18 protein-coding genes are annotated in these 18,724 nt (G+C 42.9%); 1 reads left to right on the forward strand and 17 read right to left on the reverse strand.

Annotated elements, in window-relative coordinates; translation table 11 throughout:
- Nucleotides 1–10 precede the first annotated feature (10 nt).
- The 16 genes from ytvI to ku form a co-directional block, all read right to left on the reverse strand.
- Complete coding sequence (ytvI, locus tag LJE72_RS08545) at nucleotides 11–1,114, reverse strand: sporulation integral membrane protein YtvI (protein ID WP_229247192.1); 1,104 nt, start codon at nucleotides 1,112–1,114, stop codon at nucleotides 11–13.
- Between the two features lie 10 nt (nucleotides 1,115–1,124).
- Nucleotides 1,125–1,907, reverse strand: coding sequence for a phosphatidate cytidylyltransferase (locus tag LJE72_RS08550; protein ID WP_229247193.1), 783 nt, complete (start codon nucleotides 1,905–1,907; stop codon nucleotides 1,125–1,127).
- A gap of 9 nt (nucleotides 1,908–1,916) precedes the next feature.
- Nucleotides 1,917–2,681: an isoprenyl transferase gene (locus LJE72_RS08555; protein ID WP_229247223.1), complete on the reverse strand. Its 765-nt coding sequence runs from the start codon at nucleotides 2,679–2,681 to the stop codon at nucleotides 1,917–1,919.
- 394 nt (nucleotides 2,682–3,075) lie between these two features.
- Nucleotides 3,076–3,633, reverse strand: coding sequence for a ribosome recycling factor (gene frr / locus LJE72_RS08560; protein WP_073032882.1), 558 nt, complete (start codon nucleotides 3,631–3,633; stop codon nucleotides 3,076–3,078).
- Nucleotides 3,630–4,355, reverse strand: a complete 726-nt coding sequence (gene pyrH, locus LJE72_RS08565; RefSeq protein WP_229247194.1) for a UMP kinase — start codon at nucleotides 4,353–4,355, stop codon at nucleotides 3,630–3,632. Before pyrH ends, frr begins: the two co-directional genes overlap by 4 nt.
- 101 nt (nucleotides 4,356–4,456) lie before the next feature.
- A complete protein-coding gene (gene tsf, locus LJE72_RS08570; protein WP_229247195.1) occupies nucleotides 4,457–5,110 on the reverse strand; it encodes a translation elongation factor Ts in 654 nt (217 codons plus the stop codon).
- Between the two features lie 190 nt (nucleotides 5,111–5,300).
- The gene (gene rpsB / locus LJE72_RS08575) at nucleotides 5,301–6,026 is read right to left on the reverse strand and encodes a 30S ribosomal protein S2 (RefSeq protein WP_073032885.1); all 726 of its coding nucleotides are present in this window, start codon (nucleotides 6,024–6,026) and stop codon (nucleotides 5,301–5,303) included.
- 176 nt (nucleotides 6,027–6,202) lie between these two features.
- A complete protein-coding gene (locus tag LJE72_RS08580) occupies nucleotides 6,203–6,652 on the reverse strand; it encodes a hypothetical protein (protein ID WP_229247196.1) in 450 nt (149 codons plus the stop codon).
- A 24-nt stretch (nucleotides 6,653–6,676) separates the two neighbouring features.
- Nucleotides 6,677–7,471, reverse strand: coding sequence for a GTP-sensing pleiotropic transcriptional regulator CodY (codY, locus tag LJE72_RS08585; protein ID WP_229247197.1), 795 nt, complete (start codon nucleotides 7,469–7,471; stop codon nucleotides 6,677–6,679).
- Between the two features lie 57 nt (nucleotides 7,472–7,528).
- Nucleotides 7,529–8,914, reverse strand: coding sequence for an ATP-dependent protease ATPase subunit HslU (gene hslU / locus LJE72_RS08590; protein ID WP_229247198.1), 1,386 nt, complete (start codon nucleotides 8,912–8,914; stop codon nucleotides 7,529–7,531).
- Between the two features lie 11 nt (nucleotides 8,915–8,925).
- Nucleotides 8,926–9,456, reverse strand: a complete 531-nt coding sequence (hslV, locus tag LJE72_RS08595) for an ATP-dependent protease subunit HslV (protein WP_229247199.1) — start codon at nucleotides 9,454–9,456, stop codon at nucleotides 8,926–8,928.
- Nucleotides 9,457–9,542: 86 nt separating this feature from the next.
- Nucleotides 9,543–10,457 (reverse strand): tyrosine recombinase XerC, encoded by a 915-nt coding sequence (xerC, locus tag LJE72_RS08600; protein WP_073032893.1) that lies wholly within the window; start codon nucleotides 10,455–10,457, stop codon nucleotides 9,543–9,545.
- Nucleotides 10,436–11,779, reverse strand: a complete 1,344-nt coding sequence (gene trmFO / locus LJE72_RS08605) for a methylenetetrahydrofolate--tRNA-(uracil(54)-C(5))-methyltransferase (FADH(2)-oxidizing) TrmFO (RefSeq protein ID WP_229247200.1) — start codon at nucleotides 11,777–11,779, stop codon at nucleotides 10,436–10,438. The genes xerC and trmFO overlap by 22 nt, the downstream gene beginning before the upstream one ends.
- A 39-nt stretch (nucleotides 11,780–11,818) precedes the next feature.
- Complete coding sequence (gene topA, locus LJE72_RS08610) at nucleotides 11,819–13,909, reverse strand: type I DNA topoisomerase (RefSeq protein ID WP_229247201.1); 2,091 nt, start codon at nucleotides 13,907–13,909, stop codon at nucleotides 11,819–11,821.
- A gap of 228 nt (nucleotides 13,910–14,137) precedes the next feature.
- Nucleotides 14,138–15,268, reverse strand: coding sequence for a DNA-processing protein DprA (dprA, locus tag LJE72_RS08615; RefSeq protein ID WP_229247202.1), 1,131 nt, complete (start codon nucleotides 15,266–15,268; stop codon nucleotides 14,138–14,140).
- Between the two features lie 542 nt (nucleotides 15,269–15,810).
- Nucleotides 15,811–16,812 (reverse strand): non-homologous end joining protein Ku, encoded by a 1,002-nt coding sequence (gene ku / locus LJE72_RS08620; protein ID WP_229247203.1) that lies wholly within the window; start codon nucleotides 16,810–16,812, stop codon nucleotides 15,811–15,813.
- 507 nt (nucleotides 16,813–17,319) lie between these two features.
- On the opposite strand from ku, the gene LJE72_RS08625 reads away from it, so the two are divergent.
- The gene (locus LJE72_RS08625) at nucleotides 17,320–17,823 is read left to right on the forward strand and encodes a DinB family protein (protein WP_229247204.1); all 504 of its coding nucleotides are present in this window, start codon (nucleotides 17,320–17,322) and stop codon (nucleotides 17,821–17,823) included.
- Nucleotides 17,824–18,031: 208 nt separating this feature from the next.
- Here the strand turns inward: LJE72_RS08625 and LJE72_RS08630 are convergent, their stop codons facing one another.
- Entirely contained in the window at nucleotides 18,032–18,652 is a 621-nt protein-coding gene (locus tag LJE72_RS08630) for a DUF3786 domain-containing protein (RefSeq protein ID WP_229247205.1), read from the reverse strand.
- Nucleotides 18,653–18,724 lie beyond the last annotated feature (72 nt).

The raw sequence follows: 18,724 nt of genomic DNA on the forward strand, positions 1-18,724 counted from the left end.
AACTAATCATCTACACTTTTGGAGGTCCAAAAACGCTGACTCTCCGCACAGCTTCATAACATATTACGAATGCGGGTCCTACAATAAGACCGAAGCCACCTATTAATTGTAGTCCAACATACATTGAAATAAGCGTTGGAAGTGGGTGAATTCCAATTGCTTTGGATAAAACTTTTGGCTCTAGAAACTGCCGAACAACCATGATAGCAATCCACATCAGCAATAACTTTAGCCCTTCTCCGAAGGATCCCATAATAAAAAGTGCGACAGCCCAAGGTACAAATAACATTCCTGTCCCTACAATTGGGACAATATCCAACAGTCCAGCCATAACTCCAAGCGTAACCGCATAGCGGTTTCCCATCAACAGTAAACCGCCTATGGTTGCCAGCGAAGTTACAGAAACTAAGATTGCTTGTGACCGCAAATACCCTTCAACAGCTACACCCAAATCCTCACTAATCGCCTGAGCTCTTAAATGCCAACGGCTGGGAAACAAGTTTGAAATAAATTGTTTTACATTTGGATAACTTGAACTTATCAGTAATGTTGCCACAATAGACACGACCAAAATAATGAATACACGTGGCAGAGCGGTCAGAAAAGAAAGTAAGAATGAACTTGCCGATTTAGCCCATGCTTGAAGAGTGCTGGCCAGAGTTTGTGTCGCCGTAAACAAGGTGTCTTGAATTTGGGGGTTTACCTCAACAAACCTTTCCGCAGTCTCTACTTGCTTTGAAACAAGATCCACCAGATACCCATAATTAGGTAGATTAATGGCCAACTCGGATAATTCTGTATAAAGACGGGCAACAATTACAAAAACAAAAAGGCTTAATCCTGCAACCGTCAATAATAAAGAAAGAACCGCTGCATATGGCCGACGAATTCGTATACCTCGCATTAACCTAACAAGGAGCGGTTCGAGTAAAAAGGCAATAACAAGAGCAATTATAAAGGGTAAAAAAGCGCTAAACAGCTTGCTAATAACTTCACCGAAAACCGGCAAAAATTCTTGAAAAAAGTATGTAAAAACTTTCAGAATTACAAGGAGACTTGTCACAATTGCCAGCCTGTTGATATTTGCCCACAGAGGGTGTTTCTGGATACTCAATATCTTCACCTCAAGATAATAAAATTATTCCATAGTATACCAATGGCAGGGCAAATATCAGACTATCAAAGCGGTCTAAAATCCCACCATGCCCTGGAATGAGGTTTCCAGAATCTTTAACTCCTGCGCCTCGTTTCAACGCCGACTCAAATAGATCCCCAACTTGAGCGCTGATTCCGATAATTACTCCCAAACCGAGATATATGATCAAAGAAGCTCCACCGATGAGGCCCCAGGCCCCAATGGCTACAACGATACAGAATAGCAATCCACCTGCAGAACCTTCCACCGTTTTCTTTGGACTCACGTTAGGTGCCAAAGGACGGCGTCCAAATTGTCTCCCTATAAGATATGCGCCGGTATCCGTTGCCCATACCAAAAAGATTGTAAGGAAAGTCCACTCGATTCCTCGCGGAATCTGCCGAAGTAAATAAAGATGGGAAAGCAAGACCACTGAGTAAACAACAGCCAATAAATTAAAGTTAGCTTCCGAAAGCGGCGATTTAGGATATGTCAGGGCGAGACGACCAAGACATATCAAAAACCAGAAAAGAAGAGCCGCCATTATCCATTCTTCCCTACCAGTGAACAAACTAGTCAACCAAACGGCGGTGGCTACCGTAGTTTGTATATACCAAGGATTCACACCCATTCGAACCCCAATTAGTAAAAATTCTCGCAAGGCCAGCAAGGTTAATATAGCGACCAAGAAAGCCGTATAAGGTCCCCCTAAATAGATTAATGTCAGTAAAATTGGGGCACCAATCAGTGCACTCAATGTTCTTATAAACATGTGCTATCCTCAATCTGTATGTATTCCACCAAATCGGCGATCCCGTTTCTGGTACGTTATAATCGCAGCAAGTAAAGCCTTTTCCCCAAAATCAGGCCACAATTCTTCAATTACAACAATTTCAGTATACGCTAGTTGCCAGAGCAAAAAGTTGCTTAGCCTCATCTCTCCTGAGGTTCGAATCATTAAGTCGGGATCCGGCAACCCTCTTGTAGAGAGCGCATTACTAAAGCGTCCTTCATCAATATCTTCGATTTGCTGTTTCCCATTCAAAACATCTTTACTTATTTTCTTGACAGCGTCAACAATCTCGGATCGCCCACCATAATTTAAAGCAATGTTAAGAATAAGGCCTGTATTATTTCGAGTACGTTTTATCGAATTGTCCAATTCTCGCTGGGCTTCTTGAGGCAGATCATTAATTCCGCCTATAGCACGAATGACTACATTGTTTTCATGAAGTTCTTGAAGTTCTTTTCTCAAGTACTCCGTAAGCAAAGTCATGAGCACACCCACTTCGTCCTTAGGCCTGCTCCAGTTTTCCGTGGAAAACGCATACACTGTTAAGACCTCAATCCCTAAATCAGAACAGGTCTTAACTACTTTTCGCAGCGCCTCAACTCCTGCCCGATGTCCCATTGAACGGGGAAGTGCTCGCTTTTTAGCCCATCGCCCATTCCCATCCATGATAATGGCAATATGGCGAGGAAGGCGTTCCAGCGCAATCTGATCCTTTGAATCCACCTTATTTAGTTTCCAAGCCTTAGGCCACATCATTATACCCCCGATTCGATGTTCGTGGTTCGATTCTTAGAATATCCATATTTATACTACGTTTTACTCCCAACCACTTAGATCGCTGCCAGTGGGCATATTCGTAGTTCGTTGTTTCAAACCACGAATATCAACTACGAACATCGAGTATTGACTTCAAATTACGACATTGACCCCCTTATAAGTTAGGGGGTCAATGTCTGTTTCTGCGAAAAATTTTCGTGCGCCAATATAATTTCCACACGGTCAGCAAACTCTCTGACGCGAACAACCCGGCAGTTTCCCCACGATTCTATATTACCATGAGGACGTGTGGTTTGGAAAGCGTAAGGTTTATCCAACCTTTCAATTTCAGGCTTAACCCGATTCCAATCGCGTCCGATCCATGCCTGAATCATACTTCTATGATTTCGCTTTCCTTGGTTTCCATTACACGTTCAATTTCTTTGATTATCTTATCCGTCATTTTTTGTACTTCTTCTTGGGCTCTTTTAACTTCGTCTTCAGAAGCGTCGTGATCTTTCTCCAGCTTCTTCAACTGATCATTGACGTCTCGACGCACGTTACGTACCGCAACACGTGCTTCTTCAGCCTTCTTTTTAACCGTCTTTACTAATTCCGTTCTGCGCTCTGACGTGAGTTGCGGAATCATGAGACGTATTACATTTCCATCACTTGACGGATTAAGCCCTAGATCCGATTTCATGATTGCCTTTTCAATAGAAGGAAGAACGGTTCTATCCCAGGGCTGAATGAGCAACATTCTAGCCTCAGGAGCAGAAACATTAGCCAGTTGATTAATAGGGGTAGGCGATCCATAATATTCAACCATGACCTTGTCCAGAACACTCGGATTGGCACGACCCGCGCGAATCGTAGAGTATTCTCTGCGCAATGCATCAACTCCCTTATGCATACGCTCATCCGCATCTTTAATCACTTCTGAAATCATTGATTATCCCTCCCAACATAAGTTCCAATCGATTCTCCCATAAGTACACGCCGAATATTACCCTGTTTCGTAAGGTCAAAAACTATTACCGGAATATTATTATCCATACAAAGTGAAGTTGCTGTGGAATCCATTACTCCTAGACCTCGACTAAGGACATCCAGATAGCTTAAACGATCAAATCTCTGGGCTGAAGGATTAACAAACGGATCTGAATCATATACCCCATCCACCCGTTTAGCCATTAAGATAACTTCCGCTTCGATTTCCGCTGCCCTTAAAGCTGCCGTAGTATCCGTAGAGAAGTAAGGGTTACCGGTTCCAGCAGCAAAAATTACAATCCGCCCTTTTTCCATGTGGCGGATGGCCCGCCGACGAATATAAGGTTCTGCAACTTGTCGCATTTCGATTGCTGATAAGACCCTAGTGTCGGACCCTGCTTTTTCCAAAGCATCCTGTAAAGCCAAAGCATTCATCACGGTAGCTAACATGCCCATATAATCGGCTTGAGAACGATCCATTCCTTGAGCACTACCCGTAATACCACGCCATAAGTTCCCCCCACCAACAACCAGGCTAACTTCAACCCCCATATCTCGAATTTCAGCCACTTGCTCCGCAACGGAAACCAGCATATCATGTTGAAGGCCAAAACCTTGATTACCTGCAAGGGCTTCCCCACTTATCTTAAGGACAACTCGTTTATACCGTGGCTTTTCCATGGATTAACCCCCATCAATTTAATTGTATTCGTTTGAGAGGAAACCTTTCACATTTCAAAAAGAGAACACCTGGGTGTTCTCTAGATTGATTGTCAGGTCACTTATCGATTTAGTTCTTTCATAACCTCTGCAGCAAAATCATCTTGTCGTTTTTCAATACCAGCACCTAACTCGTAACGAGTGAAGCGACGAATGACGATGCGTTCACCAATTTTAGCTACCTTGTCTAGAACAAGCTCACTAATACTCTTATCAGGATCTTTAACAAAAGCTTGTTCTAATAAACATACTTCTTTATAGAATTTCTCAATCCTACCTTCTACCATCTTTTCGATGATTTTTTCAGGTTTTCCTTCATTAAGGGCTTGCGCCTTCAAAATATCTCTCTCATGTTGGAGTACATCGGCAGGAACTTCTTCCTTGTTCAAATATTGTGGATTTGCCGCTGCAATATGCAGACCAAGATCACGAACCAATGTTTTAAATTCATCCCCACGTGCAACAAAGTCTGTTTCACAGTTCACTTCAATCAGGACACCGATCCGTCCGCCACCGTGAATATAGGCCTCTATCAGCCCTTCTGCAGCAACACGCGCACCCTTTTTCGCAGCAGCAGCCAGTCCTTTCTCACGGAGATAATCACAGGCCTTCTCCATTTCACAACCGCATTCCGTAAGTGCCTTTTTGCAATCCATCATGCCTGCTCCGGTTCGCTCTCTAAGCTCTTTAACTAGAGCTGCAGTAACCTCTGCCATGTTAAACCCTCCTATTCGATGTCATAAAAGCGATACATAATGCGCCAAGGTTCGACACATAGTATCAATATGTGATGAGTAAAAGATAAACCATAAGTGAATTTGTTATAAGTATTTATTAGTAATAGTAAGTTACGAAACGTGCGAGGTTCGAAATTCGAACCTCGCGCTTCGCTTTTTACCTTTTCGTTTACGCTTCGACTGCTTCTCCGGCTTCCTCAGCTTCTTCCTCGTTACCTTGTTGGCCTTCGATAATAGCATCAGCCATTTTCGCAGTTAACAACTTGACAGCACGAATGGCATCATCATTAGCCGGAATAACAACATCAATTTCATCTGGATCGCAGTTAGTATCTACGATTGCAACAATCGGAATATGCAAACGACGTGCTTCTGCAACAGCAATGCGCTCTTTGCGCGGATCAACGATAAACAGAGCATCCGGAAGTTTTTTCATGTTTTTAATACCACCCAAGAAGCGCTCCAGTTTTTCCATCTCATGACGCAGTGCAGAAACTTCTTTTTTTGTAAGCACTTCAAAAACGCCTTCAGCCTCCATGCGTTCCAAAACACGCAAACGATCAACACGTTTTTGGATTGTTTGGAAGTTGGTCAGCATTCCTCCGAGCCAACGCTCATTGACAAAGTACATGCCGCATCTTGCAGCTTCGTCTTTGACTGATTCTTGCGCTTGCTTCTTGGTACCAACAAACAGCATGGTACCTCCTTCAGTAGCAAGATTCCGAACAAAGTTATAGGCCTCATCTACCTTTTTGACGGTCTTTTGCAAATCAATAATATAGATTCCATTGCGCTCCGTAAAAATATAGCGCGCCATTTTTGGGTTCCACCGACGTGTTTGATGTCCAAAGTGAACACCCGCTTCAAGTAATTGTTTCATAGAAATCACTGCCATTGATATAACCTACTCTCTTTTTGTTTTTTCCACCGCAGGTTCATCTCAAAGTACCCCTTGACTCCCGACAAGGAACTGGCACCTTGATCCCACTGCGTGTGTCATTAAATCACACTGTTACTAGATTAGCATATTCTTATTGGCTTTGCAACGAAATTCACCTCAAAGTGCTATGCTTAATTAGCAAACCTCGTGAGATTTGAACGTATGTCGTACTGTTGAATAAAGATCTCCAAATCACTCATAAGCTCAGGAAAAGGGAAATAGAATTCACTTACATAGTATAACTCTTGGCTCGTCCGAATCTGGGCGATCTCCTGCCCTTTATCATCGAAATAAAAGGCAACCCGTCGAATATCTTTCGGCTCAAGAATGTGCACGCCCAGTAACGAACTAAAGACAATTTGCCCGCCATCCATAATAATACGTTTGCTCTTTCCAACGACCCACAAGGTGATTATTCCAAGTCCGGAAATTACATAGATTCCTATGAGTACCCTTAGTTCCAAGGTTGGCAACTTGCTGAAAACATGCACTCCCCCAATAATCAGGGGGTATAGAATAAGAAACACGAGGCCTGGAATGATAAGGGGTCTCATTTGGTAAACATAATCATGTTCTTCCATCGAAATACCTCCTCTTTAAAAGGCCTATTTCATGTGTTTAGTATGCTTTTCCAGTTCATCGAGCAAATAATCGTTCAGGACTCGGATATAAGTACCTTTCATCCCTAATGACTTTGACTCGATCACTCCAGCAGACTCAAATTTCCTCAAAGCATTGACGATCACGGAACGAGTGATTCCCACTCGATCAGCAATTTTGCTGGCAACCAAAAGTCCTTCCCCGCCGCCCAACTCGGCAAAGATATGCTCAACAGCTTCGAGTTCAGAGTACGATAGAGTTCCTACCGCAATTTGAACTGCAGCTTTTTTACGAGCTTCTTCTTCTGCACGTTCTGCCTTAACACGCAAAATTTCCATACCTACAACAGTTGCACCATATTCGGCAAGCACAAGATCATCCTCATTAAATTCCACATCATACTTAGCGAGCACAAGGGTCCCAACTCGTTCTCCTCCACCTAAAATAGGTACAGTGGTTGTCAGTTTATTAGTGAATCCACAGGGCTCGGTACTATTAAAGATACAGCCATTGGCAACTTGTGTCGTATTCGTAGTAGTTCCGGTAACTTTCATCAGACCCTCATTATAACTTTCCGGAAACCGCTCGGTGTGCACAACAATGTCTTCCATAATTCCGCAAGCAAAACCCTCCATAAAACTGTACCCCAGGATTTTCCCACGTCGTCCAACAATGTAACAGTTAGCAGTTACTGCTTGTCGGAGAACTTTCGCCATCTCCTCAAAATCTACAGGATTACCGGCAGCCCGTTGAATTAACTTATTTATGGTTCTTGTTTTTTCTAATAATGTTGTTTCCATAAGTATATCCTCCTTTAATTTACCTCTTAGTACCTCTTAGTTTTTATTTACGTGTTTCTACAATATATAGCGTGCTAAGTCTTGGTTTCTTACCACATTACCCAAGCGGTGTTCAACATACTCCTTATTAATGGTCACTGTGTAGTCTTCCGGCAGTTCAGAAGCTTCAAATGATAATTCTTCAAGCACTTTTTCGACAATTGTATGAAGTCGGCGAGCTCCAATGTTTTCCGTCGTAGAATTAACTTTGTAAGCTACTTCTGCTAATTCATCAATAGCATTCTCTGTAAAATCTACGTTTATCCCTTCAGTTCCTAATAAAGCGCTGTATTGTTTAATAAGCGAGGATTGAGGTTCTGTTAGAATGCGTTTAAAATCAGCGACGCTTAACGACTCGAGTTCTACCCGAATCGGGAACCTGCCTTGAAGTTCTGGGATAAGATCGGATGGCTTACTAACATGGAAGGCTCCCGCAGCAATAAATAAGATGTGGTCAGTTTTAACCGGGCCGTACTTCGTTACAACAGTTGATCCTTCAACAATCGGCAGAATGTCACGTTGGACTCCTCCTCTGGAAACATCCGCACCGCTTGTACCTTCACGCCCAGCAATTTTATCGATCTCATCTAAGAATACAATTCCTTCTTGTTCAGTTCTCCGAATTGCTTCCTGCACAGCTTCGTCATGATCAATCAAGTTCTGAGCTTCTTCCTGGATCAAGATCTTTCGAGCTTCGCGTACAGTGACTTTTCTCTTTTTGTGGCGTTTCGGGAGCATACCAGACATCATATCCTGAATATTTAAACCCATTTCCATCATGTTATTGTTGCCCAGCATATCGGAAAGAGGCATACTTTCTTCAACTGAAATATCAATAACCTTCTCTTCTAGCTCTCCACATTGCAAGTGTTCTCTTACAAGCTTACGCTCTTTTTCGATTTCAGGATTTACGTCAGGTTCTTTTTCTTGATTTGATGACTGTCCGAATAACATTTGAAAGGGGTTGTTGGATGAACTCTCTGTGCGTTTTTCTGGAACGAGCAATTCAAGTAAACGTTTTTCGGCATTGACCGCAGCCTGAGCTTGAAATTGGTCCATACGCTCTGCCTTTACCATGCGCAAGGATATTTCAATTAAATCGCGAATAATTGATTCCACATCCCGCCCTACGTAGCCAACTTCAGTAAACTTTGTTGCTTCGATCTTAATAAAGGGGGCTCGTACGAGCTTTGCCAGTCGTCGTGCTATCTCTGTTTTACCTACACCTGTTGGACCTATCATCAAAATGTTTTTAGGTATAACCTCTTCTTGCAACTGTTCCGGTAAACAAGAACGTCGATACCGATTGCGTAAAGCAACCGCAACAGCCCGCTTTGCTGTATTTTGTCCGATAATGTACTGATCCAATTCAAGGACAATTTGACGCGGAGTCAAGTGATCCATAATCACACCCCCTATAACTCTTCGACAATAATTTGCTCATTTGTATAGACACATATTGAGGCAGCTACCAGCATTGCTTCCCGTACAGTCTCTGATGTTGATAGATCCGAGTGCTTGGTTAAGGCACGCGCCGCTGCTAAAGCATAGTTTCCACCGGATCCGATGGCCGCGATTCCATCATCCGGTTCAATTACTTCACCCGAACCAGACACAATCAAAAGGTTTTGCGTGTCGGCAACTATAAGCAAGGCTTCAAGATTCCTCAGCATTTTGTCTGTTCGCCATTCCTTCGCCAACTCTACAGCTGAACGTTGAAGATTTCCATGATATTCTTCAAGTTTTTGTTCAAACTTATCAAAAAGAGTAAACGCATCCGCAACGGATCCGGCAAACCCTGCAATGACTTTTCCATGAAATAAGCGACGAACTTTACGGGCCGTATGTTTCATAATGGTCGCCTGCCCCATAGTTACTTGACCGTCACCCGCTATAGCTATGTGTTCCCCTTTCTTCACAGCGACAATAGTTGTTGCATGAAACATAATAACCCCCCCTTATATAAAGTTTACTAGGGCTATTTCAGCATGTCAAGTTGAATTGTAGTAAATTTACTTTTTTTTGAGAAAACTTACGTTTTTTTATCTTTATTCGGTACTTTTGCACGGGGATGAGCTTGACTAAAAACTTCTTTGAGTCGTTCACGGGTTAAATGAGTGTAAATTTGGGTAGACGAGAGTTTCTTGTGTCCGAGTAACTCTTGAACACTTCTTAGATCGGCCCCGCCATCTAAGAGATGGGTAGCAAAGGAATGCCGAAGCATATGAGGGTGTACGTGTTGTTCCAAACTGATCTTAGCGACCAGTTTATCCAAGATCCTGCGAACAGACCTCTCAGTTAAACGCGTTCCTTGATAATTAAGCAAAAGCGCTTGATCTTGATCTGCGCGCATTCCTAAATAGGCTTTGATGGCCGCAATAGAGTAGTTGGTTACTGGAACCACTCTCTCCTTGCTTCCTTTTCCGAGAACCCGAATCAATCCGCTGTCCAGGTCAAGATTATTTCGATCTAAACCAACCAGTTCACTTACTCTTAGTCCCGAACCGTAGAGAAGCTCAAGAATTACTTTGTCCCGACAACCCAACAAATCTGTCCCATCCGGTGCACCGAGGAGCCCCTCTACCTGATCCAGATATAGAAAATGCGGGAGTTTGCGTCCTAATTTCGGACTCGCCACCCGCTGTACCGGATTATTTTGAAGTATTTCCTTATAGCATAAGAACTTGAAAAATGAGCGCAACGCAGCGAGCTTGCGAGCCATGCTTTTTCTAGCCAATCCATGTTCTGACAAAGCACCTAGAAAACTGCGAACAATATAGATATCCACTTGGTCCACAGTAAGGGTTTCGGGCTCTTGACCCAGTTCAAGCGCTGCAAACTTAAAAAACTGGTTCAGATCCGTTTGATATGCAACAACGGTATACTCCGATCGATTCTGTGAATATTGATGGCCCACAAATAAACTTAAAGCTTCATCAACGAGCATACTGGCCTCCCCATATCCTCTCGAGCACAAAACTCATCTAAAGCCTCCAAAGCCCGTTCGGAAATCTTGGTATTCTTTTCACGCTTGTCTCTTATCCGTTCAGCTAAAGGAGGTAATAGACCAAAGTTAATGTTCATTGGCTGAAAACTTTGACTTGGAGAACCCTCCAGATGACGCGCTAAGCCCCCTAAAGTCGTTTCAGGCGGAAATACCAAGGTGTTCATCTGACTAAGCCTTCGCCACGCATTAAGGCCTGCCAGAAACCCGCTGGCAGCAGATTCTACATATCCTTCGACCCCAGTCATTTGACCGGCAAAGAAAAGATCCGGTTTAAGATGCAGACTAAAGTCTGCCTTAAGAACTTTTGGAGCATTGAGGAAGGTATTGCGATGCATCACACCATAACGCACAAACTCGGCCTTCTCTAAACCGGGAATTAAAGAAAACACTCGCTTTTGTTCTCCCCATTTTAAATGAGTTTGAAACCCAACCAAATTAAACAGGGTTCCCGCTTGGTTTTCTTTGCGCAACTGGACGACGGCATAAGACCTTTTTCCAGTTCTCGGATCCACCAACCCCACAGGTTTTAAAGGGCCAAACGTCAGCGTCTGGGGACCGCGCTTAGCCATGACTTCTACCGGCAGACAACCTTCGAAGACCTTACCTTGTTCAAATCCTTGAACCTCAGCCATCTCTGCCTCTATTAACGCCTTATAAAAGGAATCATACTCTTCTCGGGCCATGGGACAATTTAGGTAGTCCGCTTCTCCTTTATCATAACGCGAAGCCCAAAAAGCCTTGTCCAAATCAATGGATTCGAGGGTAACGATTGGCGCAGCGGCATCGTAAAAGGCTAAGGCTTGCTCGCCTGTCAGCCTTAGGATATCTTCTGCTAAGTCATCTGAGGTCAATGGGCCGCTGGCTACTACTGTAATTCCAGTTTGCGGAATCGTACGCACTTCCTCACGATGAATACTTACATTGGGATGTTGTTCCAACCGTTTAGTAATTTCATTCGAAAACAGTTCCCGATCGACAGCCAAAGCGCCGCCAGCGGGAACCGCGTTATGATCCGCCGAACTCATGGTCAAGGACCCTAAACGGCGCATTTCTTCTTTTAATAACCCTACCGCATTCTCGATTGCAGCCCCTCGAAGCGAATTACTGCAGACAAGTTCCGCAAATTGATCCGTTTGATGAGCGGGGGTCATTTTGGTCGGACGCATTTCAAATAGATCAACCCTAACCCCTCGTTCGGCAAGTTGCCAGGCAGCCTCCGAACCTGCAAGACCTGCTCCGATGACAGTTATAGACTTATGCATGTAATTATTCGCTCCTATACGTTCTTAAACATTCTAATACTAGCTTTCTTCAAGCACTATTGTATGGCGACATTCCGGATTGGTGCATACGTGCTTCTTTTGGCGTTTTGATGATTTAATCACCATCAATTGCTGACACTCCGGACAAGGGTCGGGAGCCGGCATTTCCCAAGAAACAAAATCGCACTCTGGATAGCCAAGGCAACCGTAGAACTTACGCCCTTTCTTTGAACGGCGAACTACCAGGGGTTTAGCACAGGTTGGGCAATTAGCGCCCACTTCTTCAAAGAGAGGTTTAGTATTCCGGCACTCTGGAAAACCAGGACATGCTAAGAATTTGCCGTAACGCCCCATCTTGATCACCATATTTCGACCACAATTCTCACAAATCTCATCTGAGACCTGATCCTCAATCTTCACCTTGCCGATCTTCTCTTCAGCCTCAGCCAAGGTCACGGAAAACGGGGTGTAATAGTCTTTGACCACAGCTTTCCAAGGAGCTTTTCCTTCTTCGATAAGGTCGAGCTTTTCTTCTAAGTTAGCCGTAAACTCCAAATTTAAGATATCCGGGAAATGTTCCTTTAATAAGGTTATCACGATGTCCCCAAGTTCCGTAGGAAGGAGCTGTTTTTCCTCTTTAACAACATAGCCCCGTGTCTGAATAGTTTCAATGGTTGGTGCATAAGTACTTGGTCTTCCGATCCCTTCCTCCTCCATCTTACGGACGAGAGAGGCTTCGGTATAACGCGGCGGCGGTTCTGTAAAATGCTGCTTTTCTTGAAGTTTAATCAGTTTTAGTTTTTCTCCCGGAGAAACAGAAAGGGTCAAAGAGTTTTGCTCTTCATCCATTGTCTCGTCTTCATCTTTGCCTTCTTCATAGATCGCTAGAAATCCGGGAAAACGAACGGTAGATGCATTAGCACGAAATAAGTATTCATCCACAAGGGATTCGACAGTCAATGTGTCCACAATGGCCACACTCATCTGACTTGCCATAAAACGTTCCCAGATCAAGCGGTACAGACGCAATTGATCTCTTGATAAAATCCCCTTCAACAAATCTGGAGTACGCAATGGCAAAGTGGGACGGATTGCTTCATGTGCTTCTTGAGCCCGCCCCTTATTGGCGAACTGACGCGGTTCCGGAGGATAATACTCGTTTCCACAGTTAGTCAGAATCCATTCTTTTGCCTCTTCTTGTGCTACTTCAGCAATTTTGACAGAGTCTGTACGCATGTATGTAATCAAACCAACGGTACCTTCTTTGCCCAAGTCAAGACCCTCATACAATTGCTGTGCCAACATCATCGTACGCTTTGGTGAAAAGCCCAATTTACGGTGAGCTTCCTGTTGTAAGCTACTCGTAATAAAAGGTGGCGCAGGAAGCCTTTTCTTTTCTCTCGTACGGACATCGGAAACTTGAAACTCTTTCTTTGCTAAATCGGCTAAGATAGCCTCCATCTCAGCTTTGCTGGAAATAGAGATTTTTTTTCCCGACTTCTTCAACAGCTTTGCTAGAAATTTTCCTCCGGCAGATTGAAGATTTGCCATTAAACTCCAGTACTCTTCCGATACAAATGCCCGTATTTCCTCTTCCCGATCATCAACCAAACGGACCGCCACGGATTGGACCCGACCGGCGCTTAATCCTTTCTTGATTTTCCGCCAAAGCAAAGGACTTAATTGATAGCCTACTAAGCGATCTAATACCCGGCGGGCTTGCTGGGCATCCACTCGATCTTGATCGATCTGACGAGAATGTTTAATTGCAGACTGTATAGCTTGTTTAGTAATTTCATGAAACTCAATCCGATTTTTATCACTTTGGTTGAGTCCCAACAGATGAGAAAGATGCCAGGCAATCGCTTCCCCCTCGCGATCAGGGTCAGAAGCTAAGAAGACTTTATCTGCCCCTTTAGCCGCAGCACGCAAATCTTTAATTAAATCGCCTCGTCCGCGTATAGCAATATATTTTGGTTCAAAGTCATTTTCTAAATCCACACCCAACTGACTTTTAGGTAAATCACGCAAATGCCCCATTGAGGCTTTGACAGTATAACGGCTTCCTAAAAATTTGCTGATTGACTTTGCCTTGGCGGGGGACTCAACAATTACAAGCGTTTTTGACATTATTTCACCTCAAATAAACTTTAGAAAACTCTTAATTATCATTTCTCCGAAAATCGTAACAAGCTGCGGAAGTTCGAACTCGAATTGTTTTCTTAAATAATAACTCTAGAATTAGGACCATTTAAATTATTCTTATACTTCACTTATATCCAGATTGGATTATTCTCAGTACTTTGGTGAACATTTGGTAAAACTAAGCCCTATCTTAACGCCTTTTTAGTAGTATGTCTAGCGTTCTCTAGCTAATACATAATGTTGACCCGGCAATTGTGTGACTTTTCCAGCTAATTGAAGCTCTAATAAGGCCAGTGAAATGGCCGATACCGTCAGCGGAGAGTTCATTGTGATTTGGTCAATATGAAGGGGCACATCACTTAACTGCCTCAAGATTGTCTCATGTTCTGAAGCGCTTTCCCCAGCGTCAGAACTTTCAACTCCCTGAGGCAAAGCTCCTTTGAACAACGTAATTTGACCCGCATAGTTTGACCATGCAGGCAGCTCATTACAAATATCTTCGATCCCTTCAACAATTTTTGCTCCTTGGCGAATTAGGTGATGAGACCCTCGACTCACCTCGCTAAAAATCGGTCCCGGAACTGCAAATACTTCTCTTCCTTGTTCCAGCGCAAAATCAACTGTAATCAGGGCCCCGCTTCTTTCCGCTGCTTCCACGACCACAACCCCTCGGGAACATCCGCTGATTAAGCGATTACGAGCCGGAAAATGAGCTGCAATCGGTGGAGAGCCAGGTGCAAATTCACTTATTAATGCACCCTTTTTTAATATTTCTTCCGCTAGTCTCTTATTTTCTTGCGGATATATTTGGTCAAGACCGCATCCAAGAAAGGCCCAAGTTATCCCTTCTGCTTCCAGGGTCCCTTGATGCGCAGCAGTATCAATTCCCCTAGCCAGTCCGCTGGCAACGACCATACCTTTAGAAGCAGCATCCCGGGCAAGCATCTTAGCAACTGCTTTACCATAAGCGGTTGCTTTTCGAGATCCTACAATCGCCAGGCCTTCCATATTTCCTCTTAGGTGCCCACGATAATACAGAAGCGGCGGAGCATCAGCCAACTCCGCTAGTAAGCATGGATAATCAGGCTCATTTGGGGTAATAATCAAAATCCCCTGTTTTAGCAGTGTTTCTCCAATCCTCTGAGGATCGATTGACAGCCTTGCCTTCAATACTTCTTTAATCCATTTTTCCTGATTAGGCAATTGAAGATATTTACTCGCGGAAGCCTCCCAAGCCTTAACCGCACTGCCAAAGCAGGCTATAAGGTGTCTCAATCGCTGGCTTCCAACGCCATTAATTGCACGAAATGCTGCTCTAACTGTTTTTTCCTTTTCTATCCCCATAGTACGTGTATCCTCCTTAGCCTCCTTTTCGGGACAAGGGAATACTTCTCCTGCGCAGAATATTGTCGCATCTTCCATCTTTATGCAAAATAATCAGTAATTTGGGCATATCGCAATTTCCCTTCATCGGTCCATTCTAAAAACCGCTTTTTAAGAAGCAGGGTAGGCTCAACCCAGCGAATTGTTTCATCTCGGACAGAAAGGACCAAGCCCATGTTTAATCCAGCTAGATGCCCTTTCTTGCATTGATTCTTCAACCTCACTGCACAATATGCAGCTTACCCCGCTCGAAACCGAGCCTACATAATGCAATTCATCATTAATCACCATCTGAAACAGAGTTTCTTTTTTAGATTTTATAAACAATCCATCTCATTCCATTTAACTGATATATAAAATCCCCTGGTGGCATAGCCTCAACACGCTTTGGTTCCATTACTTTAACGGGAATTCCAGAATATCCTTTTGTTCATTTATGTCTAGGCCATCTTCGAACGGGACCTCTTTCACTTTGTTTGATTTACCTATTGGTTTGACCATTTCTATGCTTCCTTCGCACGTCGAGTTGTTCTTTTTCGCGGGGTCAACGTAGATTTTGGCTTTTTTGTGGATTTATCTTGATCTGTTAGTTTTTCAATCTCTGATTCTTCACCTTTTTCTACACATGCAGCTAACTCTTTGGATTCAACTGCTTTTATTGGTTTTTCAGCCTGAACCCGTTTTTTAGACTTAAGAGGTTCAACAGGCTCTTCTTCGTTGTCCGCGGCCTTTAATTGATCATTTCCATTTTCTGTAAGATCAATGCTTGCTCGCAAAGCCTCCATAAGATCGACAACTTTTCCACCCTTAGCCGGCATATCTACTTGATAGGTTTCTCCGACTATTTTGCTTTCAATTAGCTCAACCATTTGTTCATGCAATTCATCATGATATTTCTCGGGTTCAAACGGACGCACCAGGTTCTCGATTAATTGTCTTGCCATGGTCAATTCTGCTTCTGTCGGGACCACACTGTCCCAAACAACGTCCATATGACGAATTTCCTTCGGGTAATGCATTGTTTCCATAACAAGACCTTTTTCAAAAACCCGCAGACAGGCTAAATGCTGTTTGGAACGCATAGTTACCCGAGCTAACGCGACCTTCCCGCTTTCCTCCATTGATTGACACAGTAATTTATAGGCTTTCATGGCAGTCTCTTCTGGTGAAAGATAATACGATTTTTGATAATAAATCGGATCAATCTCCGTAAGGTTAATAAAATCTAGAATATCGATCGAACGACTCATAGGTTGTTCCAACGATGCCACGTCATTCTCGCTTAAAACAACATACCGATCCTTTTCATATTCAAATCCTTTTACCAAATCACCTGTACTAACCTCTATATCACAGGCAGGGCATTTTTTGATCGAGCGTATGCGACTCTTACAGTCTTCATGCAGATAATTAAACTTAAACTCTTGTGATTCTGTAGCTGCATGCATTTTTACAGGAACATTAACTAAGCCGAAACTAATGGATCCTTTCCATAATGTATGCATATAACATTCCTCCCTGACTTAGTGTGAACATCTGAGGAAGTAATAATGCAATCACGTAGTAAAAAGATTGCTATTTAAAAGAGCAGCAAAAAACTCTTTTAAAAAAATTTATATTAATCAAAAAAACTTTGTCTCATATAGACAAAGTTCAAAATCGAACTTAGTTTTTCTTTACTATTCTAAGGTGAGCTGTTTCCATCTGAATTTTTCCCAATTTTATTCAAATTCAATAATTCTTCCTTAACCTCTTAATTTACTTTTTCCTGACCAACCCTGAAATCATGCAAAGCAGTGATCTGCGATAAAATCTCTCGTTATTCAATTCCAATTCACTCCTCGCGAAACTTTCTCGAAGAGTTCTATTCGCCAAGATCGTTACTCTTCATTTGTAAGTTCGGACAATTATGATACTATTAGCCCTGTTGTCATTACACAGTCTTAAATTTATTGACGCATTAGGTGGATACTGGTAATATTAAGGTAATTTAATTTAGGAGGAATATGTATATGTTTACCTCTTTAGCCACTTTTCTGCTTAGTTGGGAAAAGGAATCGGAATCAACCTCAAAAATTCTAGATAGTTTAACCGACGACTCCCTTAATCAATCTGTTACCATAGACGATCGTACATTAGGACGCATCGCTTGGCATATTGTGACAACAATCCCTGAAATGCTCGAGAAAACTGGTCTAGTATTTGGAGATATTAAAGAGAATGCCCCAGTACCAAATACTGCAAAAACAATTGCCTTTTCATACAGAGAAGTCAATAAGGCCATGCTTACGGAAATTAAAACGCATTGGAATGATCAGACTCTTTTAGAAGAACGGGATATGTACGGAGAATCATGGACTATCGGAACTACATTAAATGTCCTTATTAATCATCAGATCCATCATCGGGGGCAAATGACTGTCCTTATGAGACAGGCGGGACTTAGGGTACCTGGAATTATGGGACCATCTCGAGAAGATTGGGGCCAATTTGGCATGGAAGCCCCTACAGTGTAAAGTGAATTGCTAGTCAAATAAATAATGTTTCTTTGACGTTGTCCAAAACAATCTTATCCATGACATGCCTCCCAATCTCAATAGAGTATAATTTTATAATCTGGGAGAAAAACCCCCTAAAATCTTGCTCGGATTTTAGGGGGTTTCTAAGTTTCCGTATGCAAATAATATTAGCAATAGATTTAAATAATCGTTAGGGGGAAGTCTCTTAGGCTATGCCCTCCGATAACGTCGCTTTAATCCTCTTAAGTCCAAAAACAACCATACTGGCTAAGACTGCAAAATCCTCAGTAGGCAGAATTGAAGGGGCAGAGGCATCGAACAGAATATTGCCAGACGCAGGAAATTCATCATCAGCTCTCCAGAGAATCAAGGCTAAAGGAATGCGCGGGAACACTCGATATGTGACCCCTACATCCCCAAGCCCATTAGATTTCCCGCCCAAATGTGATACTACTTTAAGCAGGCTATCCGGATCAGAACCAAAAGTTCGGACAAGCGGATCAATGGCCCGACCGTTAAAAGGTTTTATATAAATTGCTCCCCCCGGTAATTCTTTATAAGAAATGAGTGTCCCCACTTCGAAGGGCTTACCGAGATTTGTAATGTAATGCAGAATCAATATTTGAGTAGCAATCGGCAATTCACCGTCTGAAGCTTGAATAGGCACAAAGTTCCCGCTGGGATAGTCAATCTTAAAATGGTGTCCCAAGAATTCAATAATTAAGGCATCATCCTCAATAGAATAGCCAGAGCAACGTGCCATATCTTCTAAGGAACAAGCACGAAACTTTTCAAGCGCCACCTCATGAGCTGCAGAATAATTCATCCTATCTCCTCCTACTCCTTTACTCCTAACCCCTTCTTATGAGGTTTTATTTTGCAGTCACTAAGCTACAAC

It is taken from the genome of Desulfosporosinus shakirovi, assembly GCF_020595055.1.
Lineage (GTDB): Bacteria > Bacillota > Desulfitobacteriia > Desulfitobacteriales > Desulfitobacteriaceae > Desulfosporosinus > Desulfosporosinus shakirovi.